Below are 15,521 nucleotides of genomic sequence, written 5' to 3'. Positions count from 1 at the left end.
GTAATTTCACTTGAATGTTATTAATGATTTATGCTTGCCCGCCGCATGCACAGTTACGTATAAATATTTCCCCCATGCATAAGCTAAAAGTGGTAATTTGCACAGCAAGCACTTCAAAAGTAATTTGCATTTGGCTTATGATGAGACTCTGAAACTGCAGGACATGCTAAGGGCTTATCACGATGGCATTACACCAATCAGTCTTCCAGGCAACAAGGTCGGAATGTATGATGGCAAGTATGCCTCAAAGGGGGATCTTGTTACCATGTACCTCAACGGATGCATCGCCACAATTCTGCACATGGAATCGGAAGGGGGCAGATCAGGGATACTTACCCATTTTACCCAAAGGCAATGGATAAATAACCTGGAAAAAATAGAGGAGCTGATAGGGAAGAACATAAAGCTGAGGGTATCTTCGTGCAGGTCCGTGATAATTGCGCCAGACGACCTGTCAATACATGCGGAAAGCAATCCCATAGAGGTGCTAAGCCTCAGAGGCTCGATAAGCAATGCATTGGGTTGCACGGAGTGCAAAATAGGCGTTGTCCCGTACAAAATGTTCGGGCACAAGTTTGGGTTGACTGTAACTTTCAGCCCCGGCAGGCGAGAATGGGAAAGCGAGCAGCACGGGATACGCAATCTGTAATCGATTCATATGCCGTCTATCTTTGCCGCAAGTATGAAATCGTTTATTGAGAGGCCGCCTATGGCATGCGTGTATGTGGTTATTCGCAGTTTGTTCCAGTCATGCAGGTACATGTCAGGGTGATGCCCTTCCCTTTCTGCTACAGCAGCAACTTTGTTCGTGAATGCCATTGCCTTATTGAAGTCCTTGAAATCCATCTCTTTCGATATTTTGTTGCCTTCAAGCACCCATCCATTTACGAACTTGAGGTACTTTGCAGATTCCCTCTTGCCCATGGGTTTCGTTCCACCTTCGCACGGCTTGCACTTCTTCCCTTTAAGATCCATGATATAAACACGCACTCCAATTTTAAAATAGTTTGCTAGGGAGCTCAAAGGCTGAAGTATTCCTTGAACTTGCCTGTCGTCTCTATCCTCTTGGTACGCCCTATCCTTATCGTCTTCACGAATTCCTTTTCCACCAGCTCCTTCATGTGGTCGTATGTGGAGCTCCCGAAGGCCTTTACAACAGCGTTCTGCATCACCGGCTCGTTCTTGCTTATGTAAGCGAGTATCCTGAGCGAGCCCTTTGATATGTCCGGAGATCCTGCAAGCGAGTTCACCCTGTTTGCGTACTCGTTCCTTATGCCGAGGGTGTACTTCTCCCCTACCTTTGATATCATGAGGGAGCTGTCCCTCTTCTGGTAATCATCCATCAATTCGTCCAGCATCTTCTTGACGTGCCCGACAGAGCCTATGCCGACGATATCTGCTATCTCGCTGACTTCCATCGCCCTTCCTGAGACGAACAGAGCAGCCTCTATCGTCTTCTTTTGATCACTGCTTTCCTTTTCCATCTGAATCGCCGTTCAGCTTTACGAATATTTCTTTGAAGAACTCGTCCTGCATCAACGTCACGTCCCCCCTGTGCGCAAGGAAGAGCAGCGGCACGAACAGCCCCAGCAGTATGCTCTCGATGGAGCTGTACCCCTTCGAAAGCATGGCGAATGTCGTGATGCCCTCGCGGTCCATGCTTTCCCTGACGAGGTTCAGAGTGCCGTGCATCTTCTCGTCTATGTCCTCCCGTTCTATTACAAGGTTTATCGGCTCCGCCCGCTGCCTTACCACAGACTGCCTTTTCTCCGTGACCTTCATCGCGTCGCCAAGTGCGTCCATGAGCTCCCCCAAAGTTATCTTCCTCTTCGGCTGCAGCCTCAGCCTGGGCACGAGCATCGGCACATCTGGTATTGTCCTGAACGTCTGCAATTCCTCCTCGGGCTCAAGCGTCTCCTCCTCGTGCAGGATGTTCACCGTTTCGCTCTTCATGCGCAGCAGTATTGAAGATGCAAGCATTATGTTTGCTGGTATGTGCAGGTCCATTATCTGCATCTTCCTTACAGCAGCTATGTAGCTGTCAACAACCTTTGCTATGTCTATGTCCCACGGGTCCAGCCTGTTCGTGTCGACAAGCTCCATGAGCAGCTCTCGCCACGTCGCGTTCTTCACGAATTCCTGGAGATTCAACCCACTGCCGAATGCGGTAACCTCAGCTCCACTGGTCATTAGATTCTATACGAAAGCTACATATTTATTTATATCTGAATCGCGATTATACTGCATTCGGGGTTCATTGATGGATGTGATATATAAGCTGCCAAGGTTGCAGGACGGAAAGGTAAAGGAATCCGCGCTTACCGAGCAGCAGGCGCTCTCGATGATAAGGCCGCACATAAGGGCAAGGGAGGACAAGCGCATGCTCATCGACGTTCTGAACGACATCAAGCGCATGATAGGAGAGGGTGACCTGAAGTCCGCAGAAATGAGGATGCGCGAGCGCAGGCTGTCGCACAAGGAAGTGAGGTCATCCGCATCCGACGGGCTGGCCTGCCTAGTGGAAAGGTGCGATCTGGGCAAGGCTAGGCTCGTGCCCAATGCGTTCTGCCTTCCTGAGAGCCTGGTTGCAAGGTCCATATCAAAGGGAGCGACGAAGCTTGTGGTGCTCGCAGCCGGTGAAATACAAGAAAGCAACCATGATGGCGCTAAGAATGCGGAAAGGCTCATTGCAACAGTTGCAGACGCAACGCGTATGTTCGGGTTCAACGATCACAAGAGGGCTGAATGCGTTTCTTCCGGGCTGGTGCGCTACCTCGAAAGCATGAAAAGCGACAGGGACAGCAGGGCCACCTGCACAGATGCATGCATCGGCGTCATGCTCATCGTAAGGGATAGCGGAAACTTTGGATTGTCAGGCGATGGCATTAAGGAGATGTCATCGAAGGTAGTGTCGAACCTGATGAAATCCGGATTGTCCGGAGATGCGGCAAGGGTCGCAACCAAGTTCCTCTCCTACGAAGACCTGCAGAGCATAGTAAAGAAGGTGCCGCAAAGCATGCAGGCATACGGATACGGGAGCATCAGGCGAAAACATAGGGAGCATACAAGGGCTGGCGAAGCACCGGCCGATTTGAGGAAATAGCCTATTTGCTAATGCTGTAATCAAGAACCATCTCTGCCTGCTTGCTCGAATATGGCCTGACAGTCCTGATGCCGGTAAACCTTACCTTGTAGTTGTTTGCAAGCGCGTGCCCCCTAACTATTTTTTTCACGTCCTCGCCGCCGCTGCTTATAGATGCGAGCGCGTAGATGTGCACGCTCGCGCGCCTTTTTGCCACTGCAGCTACGCAGTCAAGGTAATCGGTGCTCGACATGGGCAGCGGCATTATTATCCTGTCTGCGAATGACCTGTACTTGCCGCACACCCTCTTCACATCCCCTAGTATAGCATCCACGTTCGGCGTTTTGTTCAGCGCTATGTTCTCAAGCATGTGTACGTATGCCGACTTGTTGAGCTCTATGGCTACTACTCTCGTGCCCTTTACGGACTTCGCTATCTCTATCGCGAACGGCCCGGTACCTGCGAACATCACCATTACGTTCTCGTTTTCCCTGACCAGCTTGATTATCCTCGATCGCTCGAAGGACAGCCTGTTCGAGAAATAGACCTTCCTCACGTCGAACCTGAAGGTGCAGTTGTTTTCCCTGTGCACTGCCATGTAATTCCTCTTGCCTGCAACGTACTTGAGCTTCCTGATCCTGTACCTCCCGGAAACCGCGCCGGCCTTTGCAAGAACGGTGCTTATGCTCTTGTTATGCCTCATCAGCGCAGCCGCTATCTTCCTGCAGTCTCTGATGCCGCCGGCAAAGTCTATTATCGCGATATTGCCTAGCAGGTCATATCCCCTGGATAGCTTTGCCATCTCGGCCCTGCCTATGCTGCGCTCCAGCTCCGTCTCGAACGACTTTCTCGTCTTTGGCGCACCATCCATGTTCAAGGAACCCACCAATAAGTTTTATATGCTTTGCATGCTTAATATCTAGTGTTAAAAAACACATAGCTTCGGCTGCCCGACATCGCCCTGCGCAAATGGTAGGGCGCGTAATATATACGATCGGACATATTAACAATGTTAACTAGTGATTCAATTGTACTTTGTCGTGAAGGTAACATCCGGCCAGGAGAGGATTGCTGCAAACATCCTGCAGAACAAGATATCCAAGGTGGACATGCCCATATACTCCATAATAGTTGTTGAGGGCGTGAAGGGCTACATAATACTAGAGGCTGAGGACGAGGTATCCGCGAGGCAGTTCGTCACCAAGGGCAGGAGCATAAGGGGGGTATTGCCCAAGTCGCTCAGCGAGGCGGAGGTAAACAAGCTGATAGAGGTAAGGAGCCATGCCGTTGGCATAGAGAAGGGCGATACCGTTGAATTCACAACCGGGCCGTTCAAGGGGTACAAGGCACGCGTCCTGAAGGTCGATGACCTGAAGGATGACATAACCGTGGAGCTGATGGACGTGGTTGTGCCCATACCGATAACAACAAAGATGAACACCGCAAAAGTGATACAAAAGGCAAACAAGGCATGATATTATGGGAGAGACGACGATAGCTGGATTGGTTGAGGGTGGAAAGGCAACATCAGGGCCTCCGTTCGGGCCCGCCCTGGGTCCGCTTGGCGTAAACATAGGCGCCATAGTGGGCGAGATTAACGAGAAGACCAAGCAGTATGCAGGCATAAAGATACCTGTCAAGGTGCACGTTGATACCGCAACCAAGTCTTACAGGGTTGAGATAGGGGCGCCGCCAACCAGCGCGCTGATACTCAAAGAATTGGGGATACAGGCGGGGGCTAAGGAGAAGGGCCAGATAGTAGGCAACATAACCCTCGAGCAGGTGAAGAAGATAGCAACTGCTAAGGAGGCCAAGATCTACGGCAATTCAATGGGCCAGAGGGTCAACCAGGTGCTGGGCACCTGCAACAGCATGGGGGTCACATGCGAAGGCGAGAGCCCAAGGGAAACCATACGAAAGATAAAGACAGGGGAGCTGAAGCTGTAATCGCAGCTAAAGCCGCAGATCCCATCCTGATATACAATACCCTTAGAGGGCACTTTGGCCACAGGGGATGGTGGCCCGGGGAAACTCCTTCTGAGGTTTTCATAGGCGCGGTGCTCACCCAGCAGACAACATGGAAGAACGTGGAGAAAGCGATCGCAAACCTCAGGGATGCCGGATGCCTATCAATGGAAAGGATAGCAGATGCGCGCATAGGCGAATTGGAGAGGCTCATAAGGCCCAGCGGATACTACAGGCAGAAGGCGAGAAGGCTCAGGAACCTGTGCAGGTCCATAGTTGGCGAGTACGGGAGCCTGAAAGGATTGCTTATTCTGGAAAAGAGGGCATTGCGCGAGGCGCTGCTGTCGTACAGCGGCATAGGCAAGGAAACTGCGGATTCCATAGTATTGTATGCTGCGAACAAGCCTGCATTCGTGATAGACGCGTATACGAAAAGGGCCATGCACAGGATAAACCCGGAAATGCCCGAGGACATAGAGTACGACAGGCTTCAGGAGTATTTCGAGCGGTCGGTAAAAAGAAGGCTTGACCTGTACAAGGATTTCCATGCGCAGTTCGTAGAATTGGGGAAGAACTACTGCAGGAAAAGGGACCCGTTGTGCGGCAGGTGCCCCTTAAGGGACATGTGCAGCACAGGAATAAGCAGGAAAAATGGGGCATAGATGCGCAAATGCAAGTTATAAATATCTAAATAGGCACTAATTCTCATAGCGATTCCATGGTTACAAAGGAGAAGAGCGGCGAGGGCAAGGAAACCAGCGCCGGGAACGAGGGCAAGGAGAGGATATACAGGAAGAGCAACATACCAGTCATAAACAAGATAGAGAGGGACTGGGTAGACACGATAAAGGACTATTACTACGGCGAGGAATACACCAGGAACGGGGTCAAATACAACGAGAGCAACGGATTTGCAAAATGGGCCGGGCTCAGCCTGGAGCAAAAGAACAGGATAGAAAGTCTCATAAAGGACGTTGACGAGAAAAGCGAGCTCGCAACAGCTGTGAAGCTGTGGCAGGAGGTGCACAAGATATGGCTGGAGAAGACGGACACGATAGACAGCGAAACCGCAAAGGGCCTAATCGAAAGGACCTCGAAGGAAAACCTGTCAGCGTATGAGGCGAGGAACATAGCCAGGGAGTCGCTCGCCCACCATGTCAACTACTACATGCCAATTTTCGTCGGCATATTCGAGAAGAATGGCTATTTCTCGGAAAGGGAATTCAAGGAAACTGAGGAAAGGGAGGAGTTCAAGAACCCCGCCAATGCAAGGAAATACCTCGTTTACCTGATGGACCACAACGACAGGATAAAATCAGGAAACTACAGGAAGAGAGACGGCACCGAGGCGTCGATGCAGGAGCTGGAGGAGATGCTGAAGAGGAACAGGGAGGAGGCTGAGGCTGTGCTGCACAAGACGATGAAGCACTGGAGGCAGGTCATACCGCGCGACGTTAGGTTCGGGATGACGAGCTTCTACAACAATTACAACGAGATGAACACGATACACTACAGCAACCTGAAGAAAAAAACGGATGAAAGGGACTATTCCGGAAACGACAGCCTTTGGGCGCACATGTACAGGTTCTCGCTCTCGGCATACAGGGGACACATGCTTGCAGGCAGGGAAAGGGAGAATGTGACTACGCCACCGCCGCCGGAAGGCACGATGGGCAAAGGCAACGGGGTCATTTCGCCGCCTCCGTCGCTGTTCGATTTCGAGAAAGGCGAGGGTATCGGGGAAAGCTCTGGGAGGAAAATGGCAGAGGCCCAGAAAGCAGCAGCGGAAAGGGTTGCCGATACCTTATTGGATAACGCAAAACCCGGCAATCCGAAGCAGGCTGAGGCTGGTTCAGTTGTTGACAACGCGACGGTTGCAGAGGCGCAGAAAAGGTACCAGTACCTGCATGAAATGGGGATGGGAAAAGGGTACGGGGTAATCAGGGCGAAGACAGGGGACCTGCTCAACGGCAAGCTTAAGGGAGTAAAGATCGAGACAGATGACGGGAAGACGTATGTGATGGCAGGGAGCGGGAACTCGATGGTGGACATACTTAGCGTTGAAGGAAAGGGAATAGGCTACAGGATACCATTGGGGGATGAGGAGCTCAAGGTGGGCAAGCCCATCAAGACTGCGGTCGTTGACGACAAAGGCAGGCACTTTGCGCCTAAAGTGGTATCCAAGATAACAGTGTACCCATGGGAGAGCACAGGGAACGCGGTTGGCAACAACTCGCTTTCGCTTGCCGATGAGCTAAGGGATTTGAAGAAAAGGATCAGCACAGGCAAGAAGGACAAAGAAAAAAAGGAATGATCACGAAGCTGCAATTTTCCTGCACCTGAATCTATGCTACGAGTGACACCTGGTAGGCATCTATGTAATAGGAGGGTTTTCTGCCGCTGCTCTCAGCGCTCTTCCTGAATATTCCTTTTATTATTACTCCATCACCCCTCCTGAGCCTCCTGAACAGCTCTATCGTGGAGAAGCTGAACCTTTCCGGGTCAAGAGATACGAGCACCTTGTTGTTGTACCACCAGGGGCCGGAGCCGTCCTCTATGTAGATGTTAACCCTCCCCTTCCCTGCTGGCTGTCCCTTGCCGCTGTAGAGCACTCCCCTTACTGTTGCGCTTATCTCCACTTCCCTGTCGATGAACGACTTCGAATTCGTGATTAGGTCAAGCACGAGCAGGTCCCTTCCCTTCTGCTTCTCGGATTTCTTTATGCCCTTTTCCATCTTCCTTATCATCATGCTGCTGTTCGCTGAATCGGCAACGAAGACAATGCACGTGAGTATGGTTGCAAGCGCGCCCATGACCACTATGAAATGCACCCCTATGTGGTGCTCTGAATACACCACTATGCTGTACAGGAGCAACGCCGCAACGAACCCGAAGCACACGATTGCAACGTTGAGTGCTCCCCTTTTCCTCTTGAGCGCGTTGAGCCTGTCAGTCTGGAATGGCACTGTGCTTATCGCCATGTCCTCTGTCCTTACGAGGTGCTTCACCTCCGTCTTCAGCTGCTTTATTGCATTTATCTCCTGGAGATCATCAGGGGTGAGAGTTGCTCCCTGGCTCTTTATGCTGTTCTCTATCGCATCAAGCAGCTCCAGCCACTCCTCAGCGTCCTCCCTTATTATCTCTATGACGGCCTTGTCCTCCGAGAATAGGTTTAGTATCTTGAGCAGCCTGTCGCTGTCCTTTGCGCCATCACTACCTTCAGGCCTGCCGCTTATCTCGTCGCGCAGCTCCTTTATCGCGTCCATCCCTATTTCCTTGTTGTCCTCTATGACGCTGTCAATGTCGTTTACCAGATTGACCATCAGCCCGTGCAGCTTGCTGAAAAGCGCGTCAAGCGGCAGGTCCTTGAAGTTCTTTACCATGCATTCAACCAAAGCATACATAAAAGAACAGATAAGTTATTAAATACCTAATGGGAATATTTTTAGTGTCACGTCATACACGCCCAACCAAAAGCCTGCCGTTTCATGCCTGCGTGAGTGGTTAATTTGGAAGAGCAAAAAAACAACATCATAAAAAAGCTTGTGTTCAGGCTGGTAAGGAAAAGGATAGCAGGGTCCACAAGCGGCGCTGTTCTTAACGTCGTGAGGGATCTCAACAGCAGGGGTTTTCATGCCACTGTGACATTCCTCAACGATCACGTGGAGGACCAGACAAAGGCAAGGTACAACACCAATTCCTATACGCAATCGATAAGGCAGCTCTCAAGGCTGCACCTTGATTCGAGCGTTTCAGTAAGGCTGGGCCAGATAGGCTACGGCATAGACAACGCAGTAATGGAGAAGAACCTCAGGGACATACTTACTGTTGCGAACTCCTACAGGCAGCGCCTCTGGCTGGAGAGCGAGACATACCCTAACAGGTACGGCGTAATGGACGTTTACAGGAGGTTCAGGGCACACTGCAATACATTGGGTGTCGAGGTCAGGCCGGATTACACAAGCGGCAACGCCGCATCGAGGATAGCGAGGGGGCTTTCGTCCAGGGATATGGTGAAGCTTGTCGCACCGGTCGAGGAAAAGGAGGGCGCCAAGGCCAGGCGCAAGGAGAAGATCAGCAAGTTCAAGATATACAAGGAATACGTTGACGCGCTGATGGACAGGAAGGTGAACCTCACGATACTGGAGAACGACCCTGTGCTGATAAACAGGATAATAGCATCGGGCAAGGACTACAAAAGGAATTTAATATTTGAGATTCCATTAGGTTACAGCGCGAAGAAGCTCAATGCGCTGCAGAAAAGCAAGCTTAACCTGAGCGTGTACGTGCCCTATGGCAAGGACTGGGTCCCGTATCTGATAAACAGGCTTGCCGAAGGGAGGGTAAGGAATATCGCCGTGGCTCTGCTCAACGGCGAGAGATCTAACATTGGTTCAAATGTCGAAAACGAAGGCTCCAAAGCGGGTTAAGGGCGCGGGGGTGGCTCTGGTCACAGGGGCGACAAGCGGCATAGGAAGACTGCTAGTCAGCGAGCTGCTCCGCATGCGCTACGAGGTGAGGGTCATACTCAGGAAGAGGCCCAGCGAGCACCATGAATGGAAGGATCTCCCTGCCGGCGCCAGCATATACGCAATAGACATAAGCGAGACCGGCGAGGGCACAAGGAGGGCGCTTCGGGATGCCTGCAGGGGCGTTGACGTGCTGTTCCACCTTGCAGCCGCAACAAGGAACTACAGGGAAAGGTACGGCAACGAGAAGGTGAACACCAACCTGATGATAGCCACTAACGTGGTTGGAACGGAGAGCATACTGCAGGCGTACGGCGACTCTAACAAGGGGAGGAATCTGCAGGTCATATACGCAAGCAGCGTCGCGGTGTACGGGAACAGGAGGGAGGGGGAAACCCTTACAGAGGAATCAGACCCTAGGCCTTCAAGCGCATACGCGGAAAGCAAGTACATGGCCGAGCAGGTCATAAAGGCGTTCGCAGCCGCGAACAGGAAGATGAAGTACACGGTGTTCCGCATAGGCGTAGTCTACGGGGAAAACTACGAGTCCAGCTTCATGCGCATATTCAGGCTCATAAAGGAGAGGAAGCTCAGGTTCGTGGGGAAAGGGGAAAACCATCTCACGCTGATAAACGTCAAGGACGTGGTTGACGCGATGCTCAGGGCGATGAGGTCCGGGAAGGGAAGCAACAACAGGACATACAACCTTACGGACGGGGTTGCGTACACGCAGAAGGAGCTGTTCCAGAAGGCTGCAAAGATGCTCGATGCGGAGGCCCCGACAAAGGGTATACACCCGCTCCTTGCAAGGATAGGCGCAAGGGCAAGGGGCATAGATGCCGAGGAGTTATATTTCTTGACCAGCGACAGGATCGTGAGCATAAGGAGGATATCTAAGGAACTGGGATTCAGGCCTTCGGTTAACATAGACGTTGCCGGAAAGAGGCTGGCGAAGGAGTTCCTGGAGCAGTACTGATATTGAGTGATAGTGATGAAGATAGGAAAGGTAGAGTTGTACATACACGAGATGCTTGAATCGAAGGGCGCGATGCTCTTCAGCCTTATCGACCCTGTTGACTTCAGGGACGAGTCCAGCGCCGTAAGGACCGCAAAGGAGCTCGCAAGGGGGGGCGCTGACATGATACTATTGGGCGGAAGCACCGGCGCGCAGGGCGAGATGCTGGACGAAGTGGCGCGCGGCATAAAGGATGCAATAGAGATACCTCTGGTCCTGTTCCCCGGAAACATAGCAACCATAACGAAGTACTCCGATGCGATATACTTCATGTCGCTACTCAACGCAAGGAACCCGTACTGGATAACACAGGCGCAGATGCTCGCGGCGCCGGTGATAAAGAAATACAGGATAGAGCCGCTGCCTGTCGGATACGTAATAGTGCATCCAGGGGGAACTGTAGGATGGGTCGGCGATGCAAACTTCGTGCCTAGGGAAAAGCCAAAGATAGCCGCAGCGCTTGCGATGTCTGGGGAATTCCTGGGCAACAGGTTCATAATAACGGACACGGGATCGAACCCGAAGCTGCAGGGATCTGGCCCTGTGCCGAGGGAGATGATAAAGGCTGTGAAGTCAGTCATAAGCGTGCCCTACATAGTTGCCGGAGGAATAACAACAGTGGATGAATTGCGCGGCGTGTATTCAAGCGGCGGCGACATAGCGCAGATAGGGACCGCGTTCGAGGACACCGCTAAGGCCTACAAGAGGGCGATGCTCTTCTCGAAGATAGCGAAGGAAGAGGGGAGGAAGAAGAAACTACTCATGCGATAGTTATGCGCGAGCTGTATACGCTTGAGCTTACGCGGCTTGCAGGTGAGCTCAGGCGGATTGAGGGATTCTACATAGACCAGTTCTACGAATTGGACAAGGACAGGTTCAGGCTGAAGCTGAGCAGGAAGGGCGAGAAGGCCAACCTGCAGTGCCTGCTGCCGTACTCGCTGAACGGGACGGAAACAATAGAGATAAAGGAGAGCGCGACCAACTTCTCCATTGCAGCAAGGAAGAGGATAGGCGGCGCGCGCATAAAGAGGGTTGAGCAACTCGGCAACGACAGGATAATCGCGCTGAGGCTCGAGAGGAAAGGCGAGGAAGAAAGCATAATACTGGAGATGTTCGGAAAGGGCAACATGGTGGTAGTAAACCATGATATGAACATACTCCTTGCGTACAGGGTGCACGATTTCAAGGACAGGAGGGTGAGGCCGAACTCCGTTTACAGGCTTCCGGAAAACCCTGCGCTTGACATATCGCAGGAAGGGAACGCTGAGCTGATAGCCAAGGAGATGGAAAATGCGGGGAAAGAGCTCACGATGCTCAACTACCTTACCAAAAGGACAGGGATAGGGAAGATGTACATAGAGGAGGCGCTTGCAAGGGCAGAAGCAGACAATAAGTCAAGGATCGGCGATGCAGATCCAGCTACAATAAGCAGGATAATGAAGAGCATGCTGGAGATAGTGTCGGAATGCCTTGAGCGCCCGAGGTTCATCGCATATGTGGGCAATGGTGCTTCCGAGAATTTCTCGCTGTGCAGCATCGGGAAATACTCCTCAATGGAAACAAGGCAGTTCGATTCCCTTGAGGAATGCCTTGATTTCATCTACAGCAACGCGCCGATGCAGAAGGAGAAAGCCAACCTGGAAGAGGAGAGGATACTGGCCAGCATAGCCAAGCAGGAGAAGATACTGGAAGGCATCGACAGCGACATGCTGCGGAGCAGGGAGGCCGGGGACTACATAATGGGCCACATGCACGAGCTCAACTCGATGATAGAGGAGCTGAAGGGCAGGATGAAGGACAGAAGCGCAGGAATGGAATCGGTGTACACGCCAGACAGGGCAAGAATAATAAGCATAAACAGGAAAGATAAGACAGTATCGCTCAGTGTTGAAGACAGTGATCAAAAATGAAGCTGCTATTCTTTGGTACAGCAGGATCAGTGCCTACGAAGGCGAGGGGCATGCCCAGCATAGCGATCTACCATGACGGAGACATATTCATGTTCGACTGCGGGGAGGGGACCCAGAGGCAGATGATGCAGCACTCGGTCAGCATAGCAAAGGTCAGGGCTGTATTCCTGACGCACATACACGGCGACCACACGATAGGGATAGCGGGGCTCGTAAGGACATTGACACTGACAAACAGGACGAAGCCGCTGGAGATATTCATACCCGAGGGAGGGGAGAAGGCGCTCGAGACGCTGATAGGATTCGACAAGGCTACAATAAACTACAGGATAATCATAAGGAAAGTAAGGAGCGGGGAGATATACAAAGGGAAGGATTTCTCCATAAGCGCATTCAGGCTGGTGCATACCGCAAGCACATACGGATTCGTGTTCAAGGAAAACGACACCGTGAGGTTCATAAAGCCGAAGATAAAAAACCTGGGATTGAAGGGAGAAACGTTCAGCACGCTCCTGAAAAAGAAACACATAAAAATAAACAACAAGATAATAAGGCTCGGTGACGTGAGCACGAAGAAGATCGGAAGGAAGATAGTTTATGCTACGGATACAAGGCCGACGAAGGCCACCATAAGCGCCGCGAGTAATGCCGACATACTGGTGCACGAGTCGACGTATTCCGACAAGGAAAGCAATCTCGCCAAGGAGCGCTTCCATTCTACGGCAATTGAGGCCGCGGACATAGCGAGGAAGGCGAAGGCGAAAATGCTCGTGATAACTCACCCGAGCGCAAGGTACAAGGATGCCGAGGTGCTTGCAAAAGAGGCAAGGAAGGTATTCAGGAACACGCAGATAGCAAAGGACGGGATGGTAATAAATCTTTGACAGGGGCTCGTAGTCGATTGGTAAGACGTCACGTTGACAACGTGAAGATACGGAGTTCGATTCTCCGCGGGCCCATATACGAGAAACGAACTTAGAATCGAATGTATCAATGCTTATAGAAAACTATAAGTACTTATATATACATATAATATTTATGGAAACCACGACAATTCAGGTAAAAAAGAGCATAAAAAAGAAGCTAGACATGTTAAAGATATATCCGAATGAATCTATGGGCTCGGTAATCGAAAGGCTCACAAACATGGCAATCGACGAAGAGCCGCTTTCAAAAGAGGAGATAAGGGACATAGAAAAATCTCTAGACGACATAAAGAAAGGCAAGGTTTATTCCCTAGATGAAGTAAAGAAAGATATAGGGATTAAATGAGCTATGTAATAAAGCTCTCTGATACTGCAAAAGAAAATCTTGGTTCTATTGACAGAAGGACGGCAGCACGAATATCAAGAAAATTGGAGGGTATAAAGGATGATCCATTCAGATTCGTAAAACGTCTAAAGGGCATGCCGCTGTTCAGCTTGAGGATAGGGGATTACAGGGTGATAATGGATATACAATCCAACCACATGCTGATATTTGTCGTGAGGGTCGGACATAGGAGCAAAGTATACGGTAGGATGTAACCAGAACCGAACTTTGATTAAGCAGAACCGCGGACCCGTTTCAGGCTTGCTGCGGATGGTTGTTCAATTCAGCCAAGCGGAAAGGGCACATTACTACATAAACATTTAAATACTTATTTAATCATTAATATGTTATGGGATCTGAAGGACTGAAGCCGGATAGGAACCCATTCTGTGTTAATATTCAAACGTGATAACATGAGAAACCCATATTTCCGGGGCGTCGGGATTGGATTGCTGATAGCCTGGGTGACAAGTGTCCTGGCCTACTGGCTGCAAAGGAAGGGAATAAAGCACACAAAGATCCCCATACCGATAGCGCTCATATTGCTTGAGATAGTGCTGAGCGCAGTATTCATTGCGCTGTCCTTTTTGACATGAAATAGTTGACATAATGGGAACCGTATGGAAGGCACTGGCCGATGACAGCCGCAGAAAGGTTTTGCTCATGCTGATAGACGGCGAGAAGAGCCCTGGCGAGATTGTCGTAAAGTTCAATTTCACCATGCCGGCCCTGTCCACCCACCTGAGGATCCTCAAGGATGCAGGGCTCATAACAGAGCGCAGGGAGGGTCAGCGAAGGATTTACTCCCTCAACGCCGATGGCATGAATGAGCTGTTCGAGTTCGTTGATGCGTTTTGGGCGTACCCGCTGCACAACCTGAAGCATTACTTCAAGGGCAGGGCAGGCAAGAGGGGCAGATCCAAGCCATAATAACCGCGCATATTCTGAGGGCAAACCTATGTCCTTAAGCTAATAGCATCCCTTTCAAAATCCTTAAAAAAACATATAAATATTATAAAAGCCATACGAACCTGTGATAAAACCGTGTTAATATGGCAACTACAAGTTACGGCAAGCTCGAAGAGGCGGCATCCCTCCTTAGGAAAAAATTTGACGATAGGTCCATAATGAGGATCGGTATACCTGCATACATTATCGCGCATGCCTTAAGGAAGGACGAGGGGTTGGAATTGGCGCGCGCATTCCACATACCGGATCAAGAAACAAGGGAGGAGATGTCCAGGCTGGTGAAAGAGGTCATTAAACCACTGGAGATGAACATGTTCGTGCTGAGGGATAAGCTCGGTATGGGAAGGATCAGGTACGATGAATTCAGCGAAAGTACCGTGAGGCTAACGCTCAAGCCGCTAATTGCCCAATACCAGTGCGATGACAAGGGTGCCATAGCCACATTTGTCATGAATTATAACGGGATTCTTGAATCCGAGCATGTCCAGGACAAAAAGAACATAAAGGCTGCAGTAATATTGCCCCAGATTATATCCATTATGACTACATGGCTTGATCGAAGGACCGAATTTTCGAATGGACTGATAAACGCCATGCGATCAAACGAAAAGGACCCTGAATTAAAAGGGGTAATAGATTCCATAGCAAAGGTAAATCCGTTGTACAAGATAGTTAGGCTAAACTGAAAGACGCCTAGCAGGTCCATCGTTAGTTGGGGAGCATGATTGTTTTCCGTTTTTCCGATTCCGCATCGGGCTTGTTTTGCATATGCCTAACCGTAATACCTGCCAAGTATTAAA

The 15,521-nt window shown here is 50.7% G+C and carries 21 protein-coding genes and 1 tRNA gene; 17 read left to right on the top strand and 5 right to left on the bottom strand.

Features of this window, described 5'->3' with window-relative positions; all coding sequences use genetic code 11:
* Positions 1 to 130 precede the first annotated feature (130 nt).
* Positions 131 to 649, top strand: coding sequence for a hypothetical protein (locus KGI06_04315; GenBank protein ID MDE1871433.1), 519 nt, complete (start codon positions 131 to 133; stop codon positions 647 to 649).
* 5 nt (positions 650 to 654) lie between these two features.
* On the opposite strand, the gene KGI06_04310 is transcribed toward KGI06_04315, so the two are convergent.
* From KGI06_04310 to KGI06_04300, 3 genes are read right to left on the bottom strand one after another with little or no spacing between them, the layout of a single operon-like run.
* Complete coding sequence (locus tag KGI06_04310; GenBank protein MDE1871432.1) at positions 655 to 975, bottom strand: 4a-hydroxytetrahydrobiopterin dehydratase; 321 nt, start codon at positions 973 to 975, stop codon at positions 655 to 657.
* A gap of 44 nt (positions 976 to 1,019) precedes the next feature.
* Positions 1,020 to 1,484 (bottom strand): SMC-Scp complex subunit ScpB, encoded by a 465-nt coding sequence (locus KGI06_04305; GenBank protein MDE1871431.1) that lies wholly within the window; start codon positions 1,482 to 1,484, stop codon positions 1,020 to 1,022.
* Positions 1,465 to 2,190 (bottom strand): segregation/condensation protein A, encoded by a 726-nt coding sequence (locus tag KGI06_04300; GenBank protein MDE1871430.1) that lies wholly within the window; start codon positions 2,188 to 2,190, stop codon positions 1,465 to 1,467. Before KGI06_04300 ends, KGI06_04305 begins: the two co-directional genes overlap by 20 nt.
* Positions 2,191 to 2,260: 70 nt before the next feature.
* Here KGI06_04300 and KGI06_04295 point away from each other — a divergent pair, with 70 nt between their 5' ends.
* Positions 2,261 to 3,103 (top strand): hypothetical protein, encoded by an 843-nt coding sequence (locus KGI06_04295; protein MDE1871429.1) that lies wholly within the window; start codon positions 2,261 to 2,263, stop codon positions 3,101 to 3,103.
* A gap of 1 nt (position 3,104) precedes the next feature.
* Here KGI06_04295 and KGI06_04290 read toward each other — a convergent pair whose 3' ends face one another.
* Positions 3,105 to 3,953, bottom strand: a complete 849-nt coding sequence (locus KGI06_04290; GenBank protein MDE1871428.1) for a hypothetical protein — start codon at positions 3,951 to 3,953, stop codon at positions 3,105 to 3,107.
* A gap of 157 nt (positions 3,954 to 4,110) precedes the next feature.
* Here KGI06_04290 and KGI06_04285 point away from each other — a divergent pair, with 157 nt between their 5' ends.
* The 4 genes from KGI06_04285 to KGI06_04270 are packed head-to-tail and all read left to right on the top strand — an operon-like array spanning position 4,111 to position 7,361.
* Positions 4,111 to 4,557: a transcription elongation factor Spt5 gene (locus KGI06_04285; protein ID MDE1871427.1), complete on the top strand. Its 447-nt coding sequence runs from the start codon at positions 4,111 to 4,113 to the stop codon at positions 4,555 to 4,557.
* A 4-nt stretch (positions 4,558 to 4,561) separates the two neighbouring features.
* Positions 4,562 to 5,029 (top strand): 50S ribosomal protein L11, encoded by a 468-nt coding sequence (locus KGI06_04280; GenBank protein ID MDE1871426.1) that lies wholly within the window; start codon positions 4,562 to 4,564, stop codon positions 5,027 to 5,029.
* Positions 4,966 to 5,709: an endonuclease gene (locus KGI06_04275; GenBank protein MDE1871425.1), complete on the top strand. Its 744-nt coding sequence runs from the start codon at positions 4,966 to 4,968 to the stop codon at positions 5,707 to 5,709. The genes KGI06_04280 and KGI06_04275 overlap by 64 nt, the downstream gene beginning before the upstream one ends.
* A gap of 56 nt (positions 5,710 to 5,765) precedes the next feature.
* On the top strand, positions 5,766 to 7,361 hold the full coding sequence (locus tag KGI06_04270) for a hypothetical protein (GenBank protein MDE1871424.1): 1,596 nt from the start codon (positions 5,766 to 5,768) through the stop codon (positions 7,359 to 7,361).
* Positions 7,362 to 7,392: 31 nt separating this feature from the next.
* On the opposite strand, the gene KGI06_04265 is transcribed toward KGI06_04270, so the two are convergent.
* Positions 7,393 to 8,430 (bottom strand): hypothetical protein, encoded by a 1,038-nt coding sequence (locus tag KGI06_04265; protein MDE1871423.1) that lies wholly within the window; start codon positions 8,428 to 8,430, stop codon positions 7,393 to 7,395.
* A 126-nt stretch (positions 8,431 to 8,556) separates the two neighbouring features.
* Between KGI06_04265 and KGI06_04260 the strand changes: the two genes are divergently transcribed.
* From KGI06_04260 to KGI06_04210, 11 genes are all read left to right on the top strand, one after another.
* Positions 8,557 to 9,477, top strand: coding sequence for a hypothetical protein (locus tag KGI06_04260; GenBank protein MDE1871422.1), 921 nt, complete (start codon positions 8,557 to 8,559; stop codon positions 9,475 to 9,477).
* The gene (locus KGI06_04255) at positions 9,446 to 10,492 is read left to right on the top strand and encodes an NAD(P)-dependent oxidoreductase (protein MDE1871421.1); all 1,047 of its coding nucleotides are present in this window, start codon (positions 9,446 to 9,448) and stop codon (positions 10,490 to 10,492) included. The genes KGI06_04260 and KGI06_04255 overlap by 32 nt, the downstream gene beginning before the upstream one ends.
* Before the next feature lie 15 nt (positions 10,493 to 10,507).
* Positions 10,508 to 11,302 (top strand): geranylgeranylglyceryl/heptaprenylglyceryl phosphate synthase, encoded by a 795-nt coding sequence (locus KGI06_04250; GenBank protein ID MDE1871420.1) that lies wholly within the window; start codon positions 10,508 to 10,510, stop codon positions 11,300 to 11,302.
* A gap of 2 nt (positions 11,303 to 11,304) precedes the next feature.
* The gene (locus KGI06_04245) at positions 11,305 to 12,441 is read left to right on the top strand and encodes an NFACT family protein (protein MDE1871419.1); all 1,137 of its coding nucleotides are present in this window, start codon (positions 11,305 to 11,307) and stop codon (positions 12,439 to 12,441) included.
* Complete coding sequence (gene rnz / locus KGI06_04240; protein ID MDE1871418.1) at positions 12,438 to 13,325, top strand: ribonuclease Z; 888 nt, start codon at positions 12,438 to 12,440, stop codon at positions 13,323 to 13,325. The genes KGI06_04245 and rnz overlap by 4 nt, the downstream gene beginning before the upstream one ends.
* A 3-nt stretch (positions 13,326 to 13,328) precedes the next feature.
* A tRNA-Val gene (locus KGI06_04235) sits at positions 13,329 to 13,400 on the top strand.
* Positions 13,401 to 13,479: 79 nt separating this feature from the next.
* Positions 13,480 to 13,713, top strand: a complete 234-nt coding sequence (locus tag KGI06_04230) for a hypothetical protein (GenBank protein ID MDE1871417.1) — start codon at positions 13,480 to 13,482, stop codon at positions 13,711 to 13,713.
* Entirely contained in the window at positions 13,710 to 13,967 is a 258-nt protein-coding gene (locus KGI06_04225; protein MDE1871416.1) for a type II toxin-antitoxin system RelE/ParE family toxin, read from the top strand. The genes KGI06_04230 and KGI06_04225 overlap by 4 nt, the downstream gene beginning before the upstream one ends.
* Positions 13,968 to 14,165: 198 nt before the next feature.
* A complete protein-coding gene (locus KGI06_04220) occupies positions 14,166 to 14,348 on the top strand; it encodes a hypothetical protein (GenBank protein ID MDE1871415.1) in 183 nt (60 codons plus the stop codon).
* A gap of 13 nt (positions 14,349 to 14,361) precedes the next feature.
* Positions 14,362 to 14,682, top strand: coding sequence for a winged helix-turn-helix transcriptional regulator (locus KGI06_04215; GenBank protein MDE1871414.1), 321 nt, complete (start codon positions 14,362 to 14,364; stop codon positions 14,680 to 14,682).
* A 122-nt stretch (positions 14,683 to 14,804) separates the two neighbouring features.
* Entirely contained in the window at positions 14,805 to 15,407 is a 603-nt protein-coding gene (locus KGI06_04210) for a hypothetical protein (GenBank protein MDE1871413.1), read from the top strand.
* Positions 15,408 to 15,521: the final 114 nt, after the last annotated feature.

This window comes from Candidatus Micrarchaeota archaeon, from assembly GCA_028866575.1.
Lineage (GTDB): Archaea > Micrarchaeota > Micrarchaeia > Micrarchaeales > Micrarchaeaceae > UBA12276.
Note: the sequence above shows the minus strand (reverse complement) of the source record. Positions and strands in the feature narration are given on the sequence as shown.